Below are 14,758 nucleotides of genomic sequence, written 5' to 3' on the forward strand. Positions count from 1 at the left end.
CGTAGGTGAGCGTCTCGCGGGGGACGTACACCGCATCGATGCACACCCGCCAGAGCTGATCAGGGTCTCGGGTGGGCGGCCCCGCGGCCGGGGTGGTCGTCATGGCGGACTCCTTGCTCGACTTGCCCCTGCCCACCACATCGAGGTGGTGGCCGGGAGCGCACCAACGGTGGCGCCTATGTGCAGCCGATGCGGGCCGCCGGTCCGCCGGTCCGCCGCAGGCGCGAACCCCAAACCGGCTGGCTGCGTAGGTGAGAACGAAGAGCGATTGTTGGTGAGAGCTGGCAGCGCGAGGTGCTGCGATCGCCGCTCGGTGTTGGTGGGAAGTAAGAGCGGTTGGCTGAGTTCGAGTCGTGACTGTCGGTCAGGACAGCCCGATCGGGGCGGGTGTCAGCGGCTGACCGTCCAGCTCGTGGCAGTCTTCCTCGTCCCACCACAGCTCGCCCTGCGCGGTGAGGTAAGGGTGCAGTCCTCGGACACCTCCACCGCCGTGGAACGCTCGCGCGACGGCGTGAAGTAGTTCTGCCAGGCCGGGCCAGGAGTCGGTGAAGTCGCCCCCGCCGCCGTGGCCGGCCCAGCCGAGTCGCCCCTCGTCCGGGCCGGGACGCTGGTCGATCACCTGTACCCCGCCGTCGGCGCTCTCGGCCCAGGGCACCCAGAGCGGGTGCCACCAAGGTTCGTCGTCCCAGGGGCGGGTGGTCAGACCGTCGTTCTCGGTCGCGATGTCCATGCAGGTCTGCCAGCGGTCCACGATGCCGCTCACTGGCTTCGTTCACGTGAAGTAGCAGCGATTGGTCAGCAGTTTGGGCAGCAGTTGGCGATCTTGAGTGCTGCGGATGTTCACCAGAAATGACGTCACCCGACGGCGACCAGAGCAGTCTGCGCTTCGGCCGATGATCAGAGCTGGTTGGTGATCCGTCCACCGAGCTGTTCGAGGAACTCCTGCAAGCTCGCTGCGGCGACGTCAAAGTCGTCGAACCAGGAAGCCGTGGCGGACTTCCAGATCTGCCCGCTGTCGCCGATCGCGAACAGGTGGCCGCCGCCGTCGCTGGCGAATACCAGTGCGATCCACTCGCCGTCGATCGGTGCGGGGCCGTACTCGCGGAAGTGTTCCGCAACCGTCGCGGGTGAGTGGACGAAGTAGCCGCTATCGACATCGGGCAGGGAAACCTCGCTGATCACCCAGTAGAGCGTGGTCAGGTCGGAGGGGATCGGCTTCAGGTCCACGAGCGCGCTCGTCGCTTGGTGGCTGTCGTCGGTTGCGAGCGTCACGGCGTTGTGGCCGGGTGGGAATCCGTGCGTCGGGAGGAACGACTGCATCAGCTTCGTCAGCGCCGCGTCGGCCTGCTCCCGCCAGGATCGGACCCACTCCGCATCAAGCCGCTCACCTGGCACGTTTCCCCCTCAAATACACGTCTGGCCCGCCGGCGCGAGCCCGGAAGAACATAGCGGAAGGGGTGACGGCCCTCCGCCCGGAGGGCCGTCGAGCAGGTTCCCGTGGCGGTCAGCCGGCCTTCGCCGGTTCCTCTGCCCGCGCCCGGGTCGAGGCGAGCCGGTAAGAGTCGGTGCCGGTCTCGATGATGGTGCCGTTGAAGGTCAGGCGGTCGACGATGGCCGCGCAGAGGCGCGGGTCGGTGAAGGTCTTGGTCCAGCCGCCGAACGACTCGTTGGAGGCGATGGCGACGCTGTTCTTCTCCTCGCGCTCGGTGAGGACCTGGAAGAGCAGTTCGGCGCCGTGGCGGTCGAGTTCCATGTATCCGAGTTCGTCGATGCAGAGCAGGTCGACACGGCCGTAGCGGGCGATGGTCTTGTTCAGCTGCTTCTCGTCGGCGGCCTCGACCAGTTCGTTCACCAGCTTGGTGGCGAGGGTGTAGCGGACGCGGTAGCCCTGCATCGCGGCTTCGGTGCCCAGGGCGATGAGCATGTGGGACTTGCCGGTGCCGGAGTCGCCGATCAGGCAGAGCGGCTGGCTCTTCTTGATCCACTCGCAGCTGGCGAGCGTGTTGATCACGGCGGGGTCGATGTTGGGGTTGGCGTCGAAGTCGAAGGTCCGCAGCGACTTGTCGCGGGGGAACCCGGCGGCCTTGATCCGCCGCTCGGAGCGGCGGCGGGCGCGGTCGTCGCACTCGGCCATCAGCAGCTCGGCGAGGAAGCCGCGGTAGGTCATCTGGTCCTTGACCGCCCGGTCGGCGATGTCGGCGAACTCGTTTCGGATCGACGGCAGCCGCAGCAGCCGGCAGGCGGTGTCGATGGCCGTGGTCGCGGCCTGCTCGGTCAGGTTCCGCTGGCGGGGCAGGTTCATGGCGCTTCTCCCTCTCGCAGGTCACCGCCGCCGGCGCGGCGGTGTCGGAGTAACTGGTCGTAGTGGGTCACTGAGGGCAGCGGCCTGGTGTCCGGGGGAAGGTGGTTGAGCTTCCACTCGTGCAGGAACGTCACGGTCGCCGTCCCTGGCCCGGTGGTCGACCGCGGTGTGGGGACGGCGACCGCGGGTTCGTCGTCGGTCTGGGCGGCCTTGCGGGCCTCCAAGGCGACCGCGTCCGCGGTCAGGGCCCCGGCCCGCAACGCGGTGGCCAGGCCGGCGACGATGTGCTCGTGCGCGAGGTGGCGGCCGAGCAGCAGCACTTCGATCAGCGCCCGGGTGCCCTCGGCGTCGCCGTGCGCCTTGACCGCCGCGGCCCACCAGGCGTCGTGGACCGGGGTGAACTTCCCGGCGGAGCGGGCCTGGTCGAGCGCGGTCGCGCCGGGGAAGGCTCCCGGCTTGCGGACCAGGGCCTCCAGGTAGTGGTCCAGCTCCAGCCGGCAGCTGCCCTTGGCGATCAGCCGTTCGTGCCGAGCCACCTCCACGTTCTTGTCGTAGACCATCAGGTGGGAGGCGTGCAGCAGCACCCGGACCTTCTTGCCGATCAGCCTCACCGGCACCGAGTAGCGGTTGGTGCGGACCACGATCTGGCCGTAGCGGTCGACCCGCGGAGTGAACACCCGGCCCGTCTCGAACGGCTCCTCCGGCAGCGGCAACAACCGCGGGCGCTCGTCCTCGAAGTACTCGTCGACCGTCCGTGCTCTGGACCCGATCCGGCGCCGCCCGTCGTGCCGGTCCCAGTGCTCGACCAGCTCGTTCAGCTCCGCCAGCGACTCGACCTCCGGCACCGGCACGAAGTGGTTGCGGCGGAAGTAGCCGATCTGCCCCTCGACGCCGCCCTTCTCGTGGGCGCCCTCGATGCCGGGCCGGCAGTAGAAGCTCTCGATCCCGATCTTCCGCGAGTTCAGGGATTCTGAAGTGTCGGCCGGACGAACCCACGGAAGCTCGGGCGGGATTGCCGCATGGAGAGACCGTGTTCGGCCTGGATATCGGCGTACGCAAGGCTGTGCTCAGGCGGGTACACGTGAACGCGCCCGGGTAGCCGTAGGCAGCCGGCGGCAGGGCCAAGTAATTGGGGTGACAGGTTCCCGCCTGGTGGGCATGATCGGGCGGTTGTTCCGTCACGTGCGACTCCGGAGGCACACCACGACCATTCAACTCGCTCGGGACCTGCCGTGGCCCGCCGCAGACCCCCACCGGAACGCCTTCGACTGGGACGAGGGCGAGGCGGCACGGTTGACGGCCCTGATCGTCCCGATGGTGCCCTCCGAGGCTGACCACGCGGCCGATCCGGACCGGATGGCAGACTGGCGCTTCACCGACCGGGTCACCGCGCTCTTGGTGTCCCGATACGGCCGATGGGCCTGCGGCTGGGACTATTCGAACCACTTCGGGGGTCCCGTTGAGACTTGGTGCTGCCCCTCGCACTCGGTCGGAGAGGCGGAGGAGACCGCCGAGCGCGTCGTGGCCTGCTTGCTTGAGTGGCGTGACTGGTTGGAGGACATCACTGAGCGCTTCAAGCAACTCGCACCGCATCCAGACGCGAACGCCGAGGACCACAGTTGGCACCTGGAACGCGCCGTGACCCGCCTGGTCACCGCGGTCGTCAATAGCACCCATGCTGAAGGGGGGTGGTACCGGCTCTGCGAGACGACGCTGGCCTGGTTCCTCACCTCCACCGGCCTGGAACCGGACGAGGTCCGGAAGGCGGTCGACGCTGCCATCGGCGGCCGCTTCAAGAGCCACGTCGCCCCTGCAACGACCTTGGTCGACACGGTCGGCGAGGACCTGGCGATCGGCCTGACCGGCCGCGGGTTCTACCGTGAGCGATGACGCGCTGGCCACCTGGTGCCTCGTCAGGCAACAGGTCGACTGGTCCTCGGCCGCCGAAGTGGACCTGACACCGGTACGCCCGGCCGTGGACGGACTCGCCGCTTGGTTCAACGGCCCGGTCCGCCTCCGCAACGCCAACCGGGCCGACCGCCTGCTCGCAGCGATGACCGCATCCCGGGCCGCGGCCGCCCGCGGCGAACCGCTCACCACGACCCTCCTGGCCGACTGGCAGAAGCTGGTCCTCGGCGCGGACGAGGTTCACCTGCGCCGGAGCGATGCCTACGCCAAGGGCGGCCGGGAACGCTACGGGCTCACGCCCCGCACCTGGCAGGACTTCGCCGCATACCTGCGCCAGAGCGCCGATCCGTCGCTGCCCCTGCCGGCCCGCGCCGCCAGGGTGTACCTCGACATCGCCTTCTTCCACCCCTACCCGGACGGCAACGCTCGCCTGGCACTGCTGGTCCTCGCCCACGTCCTGGACCGGGAAGGGGTACGCCTGGACGAAGTGGGACCGCTGCAGACAACGCGTTACGCAGACGATCCGGACGGCGCGCTCGACCTGGCAGCTCTGATCACCGTACTGATCCGCGCCACTCACAGCCGGTCCACCAGGCGGCGTGAGAGGGATCCTGCCGAAGCCGACAGGTGAGCACGTTCAGCAGTAGGCGGTTGAGCACTTCTCCGTGTACGCCGACACCTGGAAGAAGTCGGGACTGGTGGGTCGGCTCAGGGGCGTGCGGAGAACGGCATGGCGTCGGCCCATTCCCAGAACGCTCGGCCCTCCGTCACCTCGTGTTCCATGATCGCGAACAGTCGGGAGGCATCCGTATTGGGCGGGATGTCGACGGCGACGTGGCGGTCACCGCTCCACTCACTCAGCAGTCCCGCCGTACCGATCTCGTTCTTGATGCGATGGACTGCCCCGTTCAGTTGTGCCGGGGCCAGGCCCGGGACGAAGAGCAACCGCAGAACACGATGGGAGGAGAGGGCGACCACCTCAGCGACCTCGTCAGCGTCCGACAGGACGACCTGGTCACCGGGGGCCAGCCCGTAGGTGCGAAACGGGATGCAGGCGATCGAGAAGGTCCCGTCGTCGAGAGGCTTCAGCCACAACTGCTCCTTCTGCCCGTCCAGCCCGAAGGGGGCCAGATCGGCATGGGCGATGTAGTTGCTCTGAGCGCGCCCGACCGGGTCGTCGTGGACGATGAACTCGATCACATGCTCTCCCTGGCTGATGTCACTGCGGTGACATGATGCCGCGCCGACTCGGTCGTGCTGCCAGCGGGGCGTCGAAGTGGCTGCTCAGGGCTTGCATCAGGTCTGTTCCGCGACGGATTCTGCGACTGCGGTGGTGTAGCGGAGGCTTGCCTTGGCGCTGAGGGCGAAGACGTGGGCGAGGTGGAGCGGGTCGGCTCCGGTGGCGGCGGCTTCTTCGAGGATTCGGTCCTGTCGGAGCCGGTCCAGGCTGACGGGGAGCCGATTGACCAGCCGGTCGAGCCAGAAATTGCCGACGGCCGTCTTGGTGGTGGCCGTGTTGCGGCTGACCAGAAGGTGGGGGTTGGTGCTGTTGGGCCAGCGCCGACGCCGGTGGGCCAGGTAGTCGGTGATCGCCTCGGCGGTGTAGTCGTCCAACGGGCGATTGCTTCCAGCCGGATCCAGGCGCCGGCCGGGCAGGTCGACCTGGTCCGGCTGAAGCGCGCGGATGCGGCGGGCGGGCAACGCGTGGACGCCCGCGAGAGCGACGACCACCCGCAGGGCGGGATCCTGTTCAGCTGCGGTAGTGACGGCGTCGACTTCCTGGCCGGTGAGCGGAACCGGTACCGAGACGTGGTTCCCGCTCGTTTTCACCCCTCGCATTGGGTTGGCGAAGACGAGCCGTTCCTTCTTCAGCACGCCGAATAGACTCCGCAGGGCACTGGCCTCGTGCACTCGGTTGGGGCGGTCGGAGAGCCAGCTCGTGATGTCGTCGCGGGTGACCTGACGCAGGGTTGTGTAAGCCGCCGTCCGCTCGCGCAGGAACGGCTGGACCAACCTGAGCTGGGTGATGACCGTGGACCGGGCGCGGGGGCGCCGACGTCGGCTGCCGTTGCGCAGGATCGCGACCCAGGCGTCGACCTCCGCCCGGATCCCGGCCGCGAGGAACTCCAGGCGTGTGTCGCACCAGGCCTGCACTGTGTCGGGCCGGTCGTCCAGCAGCACGTCCAGGTCCTCGAAGACCTCCAGGACATGGTTCGAGGGGACCGCATTATGGGTGAGCTGGGCGATCGTGGACGCTCTGATCGGCTCGCCGGCCGCATGAACCGAGCAGAGGATGCGGATTCCCCGGCGGACGGAGCCGAGTGTGCGAGGGGGCCAGCCTCTCAGCTCGGCGATCCGTCCGGCGCGTGCTTCCAGGACGGCGGCCAGTTCGGGATCGAGAAGCGGTGCCATGCTGCTGACTCCGCGCAAGTCACGGGCCATCTCGAACAGCGGTAGCTGCCTCCAGCGTGACCGGGCGGAGTGCAGCAGCTGCCCCGGCGACTGGTCCGCGGGGTGCTCCGGGCGGGGCCGTGGGCCGCCGCGCGCACGCAGGGTGCCGACGATGAACAGCTGATGGCCGGTGCGGGCGGCGGCCGTCAAGTCGACGCGCGTCTTGTTGTCCGGCCCGGCGATCAGGGTGGCCTGTCGCCGACAGAGCCGGCAGACGCCGTCCTGGGCGGCCACCGGCGGTCGCAGACCTCGCAGTGACCGCCGGTGGCCTTGGCGACGAAGCCCCAGCACGCCTTGCAGCGCGGGCGATCGAGCCAACCCCAGCCGAAGCAGTCCCGGCAACTGCGGGTCGCCCAGGGACGGCGGCGACGTATCGGCGTGCTCACAGCGGCGGCCCGGACCGGCCGGGACGGCGCCGGAGGACAACCGGGCTGCCGCCGACCACCTTCCGCTCGGCCTGTTCCTCCACGCCGTCCAGCTGCCGGTTGTCGATCGGCTCGGGGACCAGAAGGTCAGCGGGTGTGCACTGCAACACCGCGCAAATCACGTCCAGATCGTCGAGGCGAACGGTCAGTGGGCGCCCCGACCACAGGTGCGACATCTTGCCCGCCGAGATGACCAATCCGGCGTCCGCGAGCATCTTCTGCAGCTCGGACGCCTTCCAGACGTCGCGCTGGGCGGCGACCATCCGCAGGTTCCACTTCACCGTGTCCTCCCAAAGCGCGCGGCGGCCCTCTGGCCGGCCCGGACCCACGCGTCCTCGACGTGGGATTGCTCGACATGCACGTAGATCATGGTGGTGTTGAGCCACTCGTGGCCGAGGATCTCCTGGATGGCCACGACCTCCATGCCGTTGCGGTAGAGGTCAGAGGCCGCGAAGTGCCGCAGCACGTGTGGCGTCAACTGGCCTGTCTGGTACGGAAGATGGCGTGCGACCGCCTCGGCGAGCCCGGACCGCAACGCGTCGTCGGTCACCGCGCGGCTGGATCCGTCGCCGTACCGGCGCTCGGACGGAAACAGCGGGGCCAAGGGGTCCTCGGCCTTGTCGTCGAACTCCCAGCGAGGGCCGGTGACCCACCACTCCAGCAGGTCCCGAGACCCGTTGATCAGCGGGACGAGCCGTTCCTTCTTCCCCCGGCCGACGCTTCCCTTGCCCTTGAACAGGATCTTGCCGAACCGTCCGAGGTCCCATCGGACGTCGCCGATCCTCAGCAGGCACAGTTCCGAGATTCGCGGGCCGATCAGGCTGGTCAGACGGGCGGCCGTGTAGTTCCGCGCGGTCGGCGCGTACTTGCGCGCGGCCTCCATGTCTTCCCGCCAACCCGAGAACAGCCTTGCTGTCTCCCCGGCCGAGGGCGGGATCCGAAGGCGGGACGCGGTGCCACCACGAGGTCGGTTGACCTCGTCGAGCGGCGACTCGACGACCATGCCGGTGGCCGCGTGGATCGTCGCCTTGTGTCTCAGCTCCAGGAACTCGAAGTAGACGGCGAACGCGGCGGCCTGGCGGACCTTCGTGCCTGGTGCCGAGCCGCGGCGATGCCGGCCGAAGTACCGGTCCAGGTCCTGCGGCTGCATCTCCCACAACGGCCGGCCGAACCACTCCCGCAGCCCGAGGACCCCGCCGACGTCCGCGCGGATCGTGTCGTCCAACACCCCGGCGGAAGCGCGGGCGAGCACGAACTCCGCCAGCAGGTCCTGTTCGAACGCGGCGACCTCTTCGGCGGACTCCAGCCGCAGACTGGGCCGCAGGTCGTGCACGACAGCCAGTGCCATCCGCCCCTCCCCTTCAGCTTTTCGGCGGCATCACCATAACAGCTGAGGAGACTTCAGAAATCCTGAAGTATAGACGACATTCCCTGGAGCGGGTACCGCCCAGACAGACCTGCAGATCAGGCAGCCGCTGAGGCCATCACGGGACTGGGCACGACCAATGAACCCACGGGAACATGGACAAAGTGCGACCGGAAGGCGATCCACCGGTCGGCCTCCACCCGCGCCCGGCTCAGCCCCAGCACCCGGGCGACGGCGGCCTTCAAGTTGTCGTAGCGGACCTTGCTCCGCGGAACCCCGCCCAGCGTCCGCAGCGCGTGCACGTGACCCTCGAAGAGCGCCTCCTGCCCGCAGGACGCGAAGACGCTTCTCTGCACCAAATCCCGTAGGGCTTATCGCTCGTGCAACGGGTTTCGGTGCGCGGTTGTCGAGAGGGGCGACTCGGAGTCGAACTCAAAGGTCTCCATGGCGGCGTCGGCAGGGAACTCCGGGTGGTCGTGCCAGATTTGGGAGAAGGCAACCAGAAGGTTCCATGATGCGGTTGCGTGCAGCTCGGTCTCCGCCGCCTGCTCAGGCGGGGAGGCTCGGTGGAAGCGCACCGCCGCGACCTGCTTCTCTGCGGCGAGGCGAAGGGCTGTGGCCGTGCGGCGGGCTTCGCCTTGAAGTGAGGCCGGGTCGGGGATTCGTGCAAACACGAAACGGACCAGCTGTGCGACCTGGTCCTCGGTGATCCGCTCCACTCTTTCCCCCTGCGGTTCGCATGCCTATTCGCCTGGCTCGGCGCCAACTATTGCAGCTCAGCGCAGTCCTCGGTCTGGAGGGCGCCACGCTCTGCGCACCGGGGCCGTTGCTGGGGTGCGTTTGATCAGCCCGTCGTAGGTTGGCCGTCTCGGCGCAGAACCGTCAGGAGCAATTGGCCCATATCGGTGGCAACTTCATTCAGCAGGTCGGTTCCGAACACGCAGAGCGAGTGCTCCCACGGGTGGCCGAAGGTGCCGAAAGTGAGGTCCTCGGCCAGGTAGATGGGGTAGTCGCCGTCCGGATAGGGACTGCGTGGCCACCCGGGCCGGAAGTTGCCGCCCAGTGCGTCGGGCAGAAACATGTCGGAGGCGGGAAGGTCGGGGCGCAGGCGGTAGCTGGTGTGCTGCCATTCCAGGACGAGCAACGTCGTGCTGGGCGGGGTGCAGGTGGCCAGGCCGTCTTGGACGAGGCGAACCAGGTGATCGAGTTTCCGGTCACTGGGATCGTCGTGAAGTGCGTCCAGGCTCCAGGTCACCGACGGAATCGGCTCGGTGATCGCGGGGAAGGCATTCATGCTGGGCTTGAAGTCGAACCTCTCGTCGAAGCGGTCCCAGACTTCCCTGGACTCCCGGTCGGTCAAGCGGCGAAGCGCGTCAGTGCTCACGAGCAGAATCTACCTGCATGAATGTTGCAAGGTCGGTGGTCGGACCCAGCCGATCCTCACGGTGGCGGCGTTGCCGGATGTGGCACTAACCAAGAGCGGCGACCCCGTCTTCCTTGCGGTCGGCTTGGGCTCGGAGACGTTCGGCCTGCTGCTTCTTGTCGGCGATGTGCCGCAGGCTCTCCTGCAGGCCGGCGACCTCACCGAGCCACTGCATCCGTTGAGCCTCTCCCAGGCGCTGGCGCGTGTTGGTCTCGATCTCCAGCAGGCGGGGCTCCTGGGCCAGGTCGAGGCGGAGCATAGGGCACCTGACACAGGCTTCTCTGAACTACTGCATGCTCGCCGTTTACGTGGGCTCCAACCCTGCACCTACTACGGCAGCCGTAGGTTGAGATCTTCTCGGTGGCTCATGCCCACGCGGCAAGTAGTTGTTCGAGCTGGGCGGCGGCTTGTGTTGGATCTTGGGTTTCGAGGACCAGGGTCGGCGAGTTTGTGTAGGGATCGCCGGACCAGATGTTGTAGTGGCCTGCCGGATCCAGGGAGATGAATGCTGGGGCGTTTCTGGCTCCGGGTTTCCAGCTTCGCGGAGTGGTGCTCAGACTGAACCGCCCCGGGTTCGGTAGAGATCTCAGGTTGTGGCTGTGACCAGGGGTTTCGTGGTCGCCAGGTAGTAGTTGGTCTCGTATTCGGCGGGTGGGACGTGGCCGATCTCACCGTGGAGTCGCCGGTGGTTGTACCAGTCGGTCCACTCGGCTGTGGCGAGCTCGACCTGGGAGAGGGTCTTCCAGGGTCGGCCGGGCTTGATCAGCTCCGTTTTGTAGAGGCCGATGGTGGATTCCATCAGAGCGTTGTCGTAGGCGTCGCCGACGGATCCGATCGAGGCTGCAATGCCGGCGGCGTCCAGATGCTCGGCGAGCCGGAAACTCGTGTACTGCGACCCGGCGTCCGAGTGATGTATCAACTCGCCTCGCTGGTGGGGGAATCCGTCACGGTCGCGCTGCCACAACGCCATGTCCAGCGCGTCCAGGACGAGCCGGGTCTCCTTGGAGGTCGCGGCCGACCAGCCGACGATGCGCCGGGAGAAGGTGTCCACGACGAAGGCCACGTAGACGACTCCAGCCCAGGTGGCGATGTGGGTGAAGTCGGCGACCCAGCAGCGGTTCGGCGCGCCGGCGACGAACTGGCGGTCCACGAGGTCAGGGGCGCGCTCGGCGGCCGGCTCCGCGATGGTGGTGATCACCTTCTTGCCGCGCACGGCGCCGGCGATGCCGAGCTCGCGCATCAGGCGCTCGACCGTACAGCGGGCCACCGCGTGGCCCTGCCGGCCCAGCTCCCGCCAGATCTTCCGGGCCCTGTCGGGGTACGACTTCATCTGCAGAGTGAAGTACAAGCTCATATGCAGAGTTTGGGCCGACGTGCTTGATATGTGACGAATTATGAGTTATGGCCCTGTCCTGGGGTCGTCGTCGCGGGGCCTTCTCGTCCTGTCGGGCAAGTGATCAACGTCCTGCTGGTCTCGGGTGGTAGGTAATGGCCTTGCCGCGATGGTGGAGGGCAGCGATGCTGGGCCGATGCCAGGGCAGCGGAAGAGAAGGCGTCAGCAGGAGGACGAGATGCGGCGGGCTGCCGATCGCTTCGCGCCCGGCGCGGGCCGCTGGGACGTGCTCTTCGAGACACAGGACGAGTCGGAATGGCGCGCTCACATCCACGGCCTCCGGGCGTCGGAGACGCAGATCGACTGGACGGCGGTGCGAATGGACACGTTCTGTGGGCGCCTGATGCAGCCGACCACCTATCGGCGGAGCCTCTTCGTGCCGAATGCCGCGCCCGATCCGGGCCGGGACCGCTCCGATAGTTGATCTTGCGGCTGGCGGATGCGGCACGGGGTGCTGCGAGTAGCGATTACTGGGGTCCGTGTGTTGGCGCGCCTCGGCCGAGGTGATCGTCCTGTCGAGCCCACCGAGGTTGAGCGTGGGCTCTGCGCGGGTGGATCGCCTCGGCCGAGGTGTGACCGCGGGTGGTCAGATGCCGGCCAGGGCGCCTTCGAGGGTGGAGAGCTGGCTGCGCAGGCGGTAGCTCTGGCCGTTGATGGGCAGTGTGGTGCAGTGGTGCAGGAGCCGGTCGAGGATGGCGGTGGCGATGACTTCGTCGCCGAAGACCTGGCCCCACTCGCTGTAGGTCTTGTTCGAGGTCAGCAGAATCGGGGCCTTTTCATACCTTTTCGAGACGACTTGGAACAGCAGGTTCGCGTCGTCCCGGGTCAGGGTCTGGTAGCCGACCTCGTCGATCACGAGGACGCTGGAGCGCAGATAGGTTCGCATCTTCGTGGTGAGCCGACCGACGGCGTCGGCGGCGCGGAGGTTGCGGACCATGTCGTCGAGGGTGGTGAAGTAGACCGAGTAGCCTGCCCGGCAGGCCGCGACCGCGAGGGCGACGGCCAGGTGTGTCTTGCCCACCCCGGGTGGGCCCAGAAAAGCGGCGTTGGAGCGGGTCTCGATGAACGCGAGGGTGGCCAGGTCCTTGACCTTGCGGGCGTCGAGGTCGGGCTGGAAGGCGAAATCGTAGTCGTCCAGTGTCTTGTGATGTGGCAGCTTCGACAGCCGCAGGTTCTGGCGGAAGCGGCGGTCGTCGCGGACGGCGAGTTCCTCGGACAGGGCGAGGTCGAGGAAGTCGAGGTAGCCCATCTTCCCGGCGTCCGCGCGGCTGGTGAGGTGGTCCAGACTGCAGGCCAGGTGGGGCAGGCCGAGCTTGGCGGCGGTGGCCCGAATGCGGTGGGTGACCAGCTCGCTCACCGTGCCCCACCAGCCGTCAGATCGTCGCGGATGGCCAGCGCGGTGATGCCGAGCGCGTCGGTGAAGCCCCCTGGAGCGGTGGCGGGACGCTCCCCACGGGCGGTGAGGAAGCCCGTCAGGGCCCTGTGGACGTCCTCGCCGGCCCGGCTGAAGAACTCCTCGGTGAGTTCCAGGAGATGGGCGGCGTTCAGGGCCCACTCCCGCCAGTACTCCGGGGTGCCGGGCAGGGCGGCGGCCTGGTCGTGGTGGTCGGTCACGCGGTTTCCTTCTCGGTCGTGGCGCCGGTGGTGCCCGGCACCGGGGCCAGGCGGATCGGGCGGACGCCCGCGATCTCGTCGTAGAACTGCAACGGACGTCTGCCGACCGGGATTTGGTCGGCTCCGGTGCGGTGCAGCAGGTCCTGAAGCGGGCTCGTGGAGGACACCGAGGCCCGGCCGGCGTGCCGTTCGGCGGTGTCGCCGGCGGTGACGGCCCGGGTGTGGCCGTCGGGCAGGCCGCCCCAGTGGGACATGTCGATGACCCACTGGCCGCGGACGGCGGCCCGGGGGTGGACGGCGAGCAGGGTGGAGCCGGTCGCATCGGCGGTCAGCAGGTGCAGGGAGACAGTGTCGTGGCCAGAACGGACCTCGACCAGCTGGCGGGGGCGGATCCGGCGGGCCGGCACCGAGTAGAGGCTGGCCTCGAAGGCGACCAGGCAGTCCTTGCCGACGTAGCGCAGGTGCCGGTCGGCGACGATGTAGGGACGGGCCGGAAGTGGCCGCAGGGCCGCGTGGTCGCGGGCCGCGCGGACCCCGATCACCTCCCCGTGGGTGCGGTGGGTGCGCGATCGCCGCAACGGCACCCACGCCGCGAACGCGGCGTCCAGTTCCATCAGCGAGGCGAAGCCGCGTCCGGCCAGCACGTGGTCGCGCACGATCGTCACCTGCCGCTCGACCCGACCCTTGCCGGTCGGACGGTAGGCCGCCAGGACATCGATGTCGAAGTCGTAGTGCCCGGCGAACGCGACCGCTTCCGGATGCAGCGGGACCGCCTGGCCCGGGGCCACGTGCCGCCGCACCACGGTCTTCGTGCGGTCGTAGACGATCGTCTTCGGGACACCGCCGAAGTGCGCGAACGCCCGCCGGTGGCAGTCCCAGAACGTCGCCAGGTCCATGCTCGTGGTGAAGCAGCAGAACGGGTCCCTCGAGTAGGACAGCACCATGTGGAAGGAGTAGACCTTCCGGATGCCGGCCCGGGTGAGGATCCCGCCTTCGTCGCCCCAGTCCACCTGGGCCTGGGCCCCGGGGAAGACCTCGAACCGGCGGTGAAGTCCGTCCATGTCCGCCGGCCCCAGCCCGAGCTCGGCCGCGATGCGCGGCCGGGCCTCCTGCAGGTACATCTTGACCCGCTGGTAGTGGCCGGTGAAACCGTAGGTGTCGACCAGACGCTCGTGGATCACCGTGCCCTTGAGCGTGATGTCCGCCTGCAGCCAGGCGTCGACCACCGGCGCGTACGGCACGATCACCTGCGGGATGCAGCCCTTGCGCGGCGTCCCGCGTTCGGGCACCACGATCCCGGGCTGATCCAGGTACTTCTTGACGGTCCGCCAGTTCGTCCCGGTCTCCCGGGCGATCTCGGCAATGCTCATCCCGGCCTCACGCAGGGCCCGGAAACGACGTAGGTCCATCCAACGCTCCGTCTGCAGGATCATAGAGACGGGTCACCTTTCGCTCCTTTCATCACACACCCGAGCGAAGGGTGACCCACTTCATGAACCCGACATCACGACACGCCGGGAAACCTCTGCATTTGAACCCGTACGCACCTCTGCACATGAGGTCGTACCCCGACAGGCCCCGTAGACACGGTAGTTGGCGTGGTAGACCTCCTTGATGAGCTCCTTGAGTTCCTCGTCGCGCACGGTGCGGGCGGCCGGCGAGGCCAAACGCTTGCGGTGGGCGTAGTAGGTGGAGGGGGCGATACCGCAGCCGTGCTCGGTGAGCACGCGGCAGATCGGCTCGACGCCGCCGAAGCGGCCCCGGTGCTCGTCGATGAACGCTACTGAAATTGAATGAGTGGTGTCGGGGGCTGGCCGGGGTCAGCCATCCATGATCAGTCCGGCTTGGGTGAGGCATCCGTCGATCAGATCCGGGC

The 14,758-nt window shown here is 68.1% G+C and carries 19 protein-coding genes and 1 pseudogene; 3 read left to right on the top strand and 17 right to left on the bottom strand.

The window, feature by feature from the left end; genetic code table 11:
• Positions 1-364: 364 nt before the first annotated feature.
• The 4 genes from ACFQ87_RS40285 to ACFQ87_RS40300 all read right to left on the bottom strand — a co-directional run bounded on the left by ACFQ87_RS40285 (position 365) and on the right by ACFQ87_RS40300 (position 3,153).
• Positions 365-763, bottom strand: a complete 399-nt coding sequence (locus ACFQ87_RS40285) for a hypothetical protein (RefSeq protein WP_380615928.1) — start codon at positions 761-763, stop codon at positions 365-367.
• Positions 764-897: 134 nt separating this feature from the next.
• A complete protein-coding gene (locus ACFQ87_RS40290; RefSeq protein ID WP_380615929.1) occupies positions 898-1,395 on the bottom strand; it encodes a hypothetical protein in 498 nt (165 codons plus the stop codon).
• A 109-nt stretch (positions 1,396-1,504) separates the two neighbouring features.
• Positions 1,505-2,302 carry an IS21-like element helper ATPase IstB gene (gene istB, locus ACFQ87_RS40295; RefSeq protein ID WP_380615930.1) on the bottom strand — a complete coding sequence of 266 codons (798 nt, stop codon included), beginning with the start codon at positions 2,300-2,302 and terminating at the stop codon, positions 1,505-1,507.
• A complete protein-coding gene (locus tag ACFQ87_RS40300) occupies positions 2,299-3,153 on the bottom strand; it encodes a hypothetical protein (RefSeq protein WP_380615931.1) in 855 nt (284 codons plus the stop codon). Before ACFQ87_RS40300 ends, istB (ACFQ87_RS40295) begins: the two co-directional genes overlap by 4 nt.
• 307 nt (positions 3,154-3,460) lie before the next feature.
• Here ACFQ87_RS40300 and ACFQ87_RS40305 point away from each other — a divergent pair, with 307 nt between their 5' ends.
• Positions 3,461-4,192, top strand: coding sequence for a hypothetical protein (locus ACFQ87_RS40305; protein ID WP_380615946.1), 732 nt, complete (start codon positions 3,461-3,463; stop codon positions 4,190-4,192).
• A complete protein-coding gene (locus ACFQ87_RS40310; RefSeq protein WP_380615932.1) occupies positions 4,182-4,841 on the top strand; it encodes a Fic family protein in 660 nt (219 codons plus the stop codon). Before ACFQ87_RS40305 ends, ACFQ87_RS40310 begins: the two co-directional genes overlap by 11 nt.
• A gap of 77 nt (positions 4,842-4,918) precedes the next feature.
• Here the strand turns inward: ACFQ87_RS40310 and ACFQ87_RS40315 are convergent, their stop codons facing one another.
• The 9 genes from ACFQ87_RS40315 to ACFQ87_RS40355 all read right to left on the bottom strand — a co-directional run bounded on the left by ACFQ87_RS40315 (position 4,919) and on the right by ACFQ87_RS40355 (position 11,229).
• Positions 4,919-5,410, bottom strand: a complete 492-nt coding sequence (locus ACFQ87_RS40315) for a DUF4265 domain-containing protein (RefSeq protein ID WP_380615933.1) — start codon at positions 5,408-5,410, stop codon at positions 4,919-4,921.
• A 96-nt stretch (positions 5,411-5,506) separates the two neighbouring features.
• Positions 5,507-6,895 (bottom strand): hypothetical protein, encoded by a 1,389-nt coding sequence (locus tag ACFQ87_RS40320; protein WP_380615934.1) that lies wholly within the window; start codon positions 6,893-6,895, stop codon positions 5,507-5,509.
• A 148-nt stretch (positions 6,896-7,043) separates the two neighbouring features.
• The gene (locus ACFQ87_RS40325) at positions 7,044-7,367 is read right to left on the bottom strand and encodes a helix-turn-helix domain-containing protein (RefSeq protein ID WP_380615935.1); all 324 of its coding nucleotides are present in this window, start codon (positions 7,365-7,367) and stop codon (positions 7,044-7,046) included.
• A complete protein-coding gene (locus tag ACFQ87_RS40330; RefSeq protein ID WP_380615936.1) occupies positions 7,364-8,434 on the bottom strand; it encodes a tyrosine-type recombinase/integrase in 1,071 nt (356 codons plus the stop codon). Before ACFQ87_RS40330 ends, ACFQ87_RS40325 begins: the two co-directional genes overlap by 4 nt.
• A gap of 116 nt (positions 8,435-8,550) precedes the next feature.
• The gene (locus ACFQ87_RS40335; protein WP_380615937.1) at positions 8,551-8,808 is read right to left on the bottom strand and encodes a hypothetical protein; all 258 of its coding nucleotides are present in this window, start codon (positions 8,806-8,808) and stop codon (positions 8,551-8,553) included.
• A gap of 15 nt (positions 8,809-8,823) precedes the next feature.
• Positions 8,824-9,171 carry a hypothetical protein gene (locus ACFQ87_RS40340; protein WP_380615938.1) on the bottom strand — a complete coding sequence of 116 codons (348 nt, stop codon included), beginning with the start codon at positions 9,169-9,171 and terminating at the stop codon, positions 8,824-8,826.
• Positions 9,172-9,296: 125 nt separating this feature from the next.
• On the bottom strand, positions 9,297-9,836 hold the full coding sequence (locus tag ACFQ87_RS40345) for a DUF2716 domain-containing protein (protein WP_380615939.1): 540 nt from the start codon (positions 9,834-9,836) through the stop codon (positions 9,297-9,299).
• Between the two features lie 85 nt (positions 9,837-9,921).
• Positions 9,922-10,134 carry a hypothetical protein gene (locus tag ACFQ87_RS40350; RefSeq protein WP_380615940.1) on the bottom strand — a complete coding sequence of 71 codons (213 nt, stop codon included), beginning with the start codon at positions 10,132-10,134 and terminating at the stop codon, positions 9,922-9,924.
• Positions 10,135-10,461: 327 nt separating this feature from the next.
• Positions 10,462-11,229 carry an IS3 family transposase gene (locus tag ACFQ87_RS40355; protein WP_380615941.1) on the bottom strand — a complete coding sequence of 256 codons (768 nt, stop codon included), beginning with the start codon at positions 11,227-11,229 and terminating at the stop codon, positions 10,462-10,464.
• Between the two features lie 217 nt (positions 11,230-11,446).
• Between ACFQ87_RS40355 and ACFQ87_RS40360 the strand changes: the two genes are divergently transcribed.
• Positions 11,447-11,692 carry a hypothetical protein gene (locus tag ACFQ87_RS40360; protein ID WP_380615942.1) on the top strand — a complete coding sequence of 82 codons (246 nt, stop codon included), beginning with the start codon at positions 11,447-11,449 and terminating at the stop codon, positions 11,690-11,692.
• A gap of 162 nt (positions 11,693-11,854) precedes the next feature.
• Here the strand turns inward: ACFQ87_RS40360 and istB (ACFQ87_RS40365) are convergent, their stop codons facing one another.
• The 4 genes and pseudogenes from istB (ACFQ87_RS40365) to ACFQ87_RS40380 form a co-directional block, all read right to left on the bottom strand.
• On the bottom strand, positions 11,855-12,625 hold the full coding sequence (istB, locus tag ACFQ87_RS40365) for an IS21-like element helper ATPase IstB (RefSeq protein ID WP_380615943.1): 771 nt from the start codon (positions 12,623-12,625) through the stop codon (positions 11,855-11,857).
• Positions 12,622-12,882, bottom strand: a complete 261-nt coding sequence (locus ACFQ87_RS40370) for a hypothetical protein (protein ID WP_380615944.1) — start codon at positions 12,880-12,882, stop codon at positions 12,622-12,624. The genes istB (ACFQ87_RS40365) and ACFQ87_RS40370 overlap by 4 nt, the downstream gene beginning before the upstream one ends.
• A complete protein-coding gene (istA, locus tag ACFQ87_RS40375; protein WP_380615945.1) occupies positions 12,879-14,291 on the bottom strand; it encodes an IS21 family transposase in 1,413 nt (470 codons plus the stop codon). The genes ACFQ87_RS40370 and istA overlap by 4 nt, the downstream gene beginning before the upstream one ends.
• 168 nt (positions 14,292-14,459) lie before the next feature.
• Positions 14,460-14,666: pseudogene (locus ACFQ87_RS40380) on the bottom strand (IS3 family transposase); the annotation flags it as partial.
• Positions 14,667-14,758: the final 92 nt, after the last annotated feature.

This window comes from Kitasatospora sp. NPDC056531 (assembly GCF_042794375.1).
Classification (GTDB): Bacteria; Actinomycetota; Actinomycetes; order Streptomycetales; family Streptomycetaceae; genus Kitasatospora.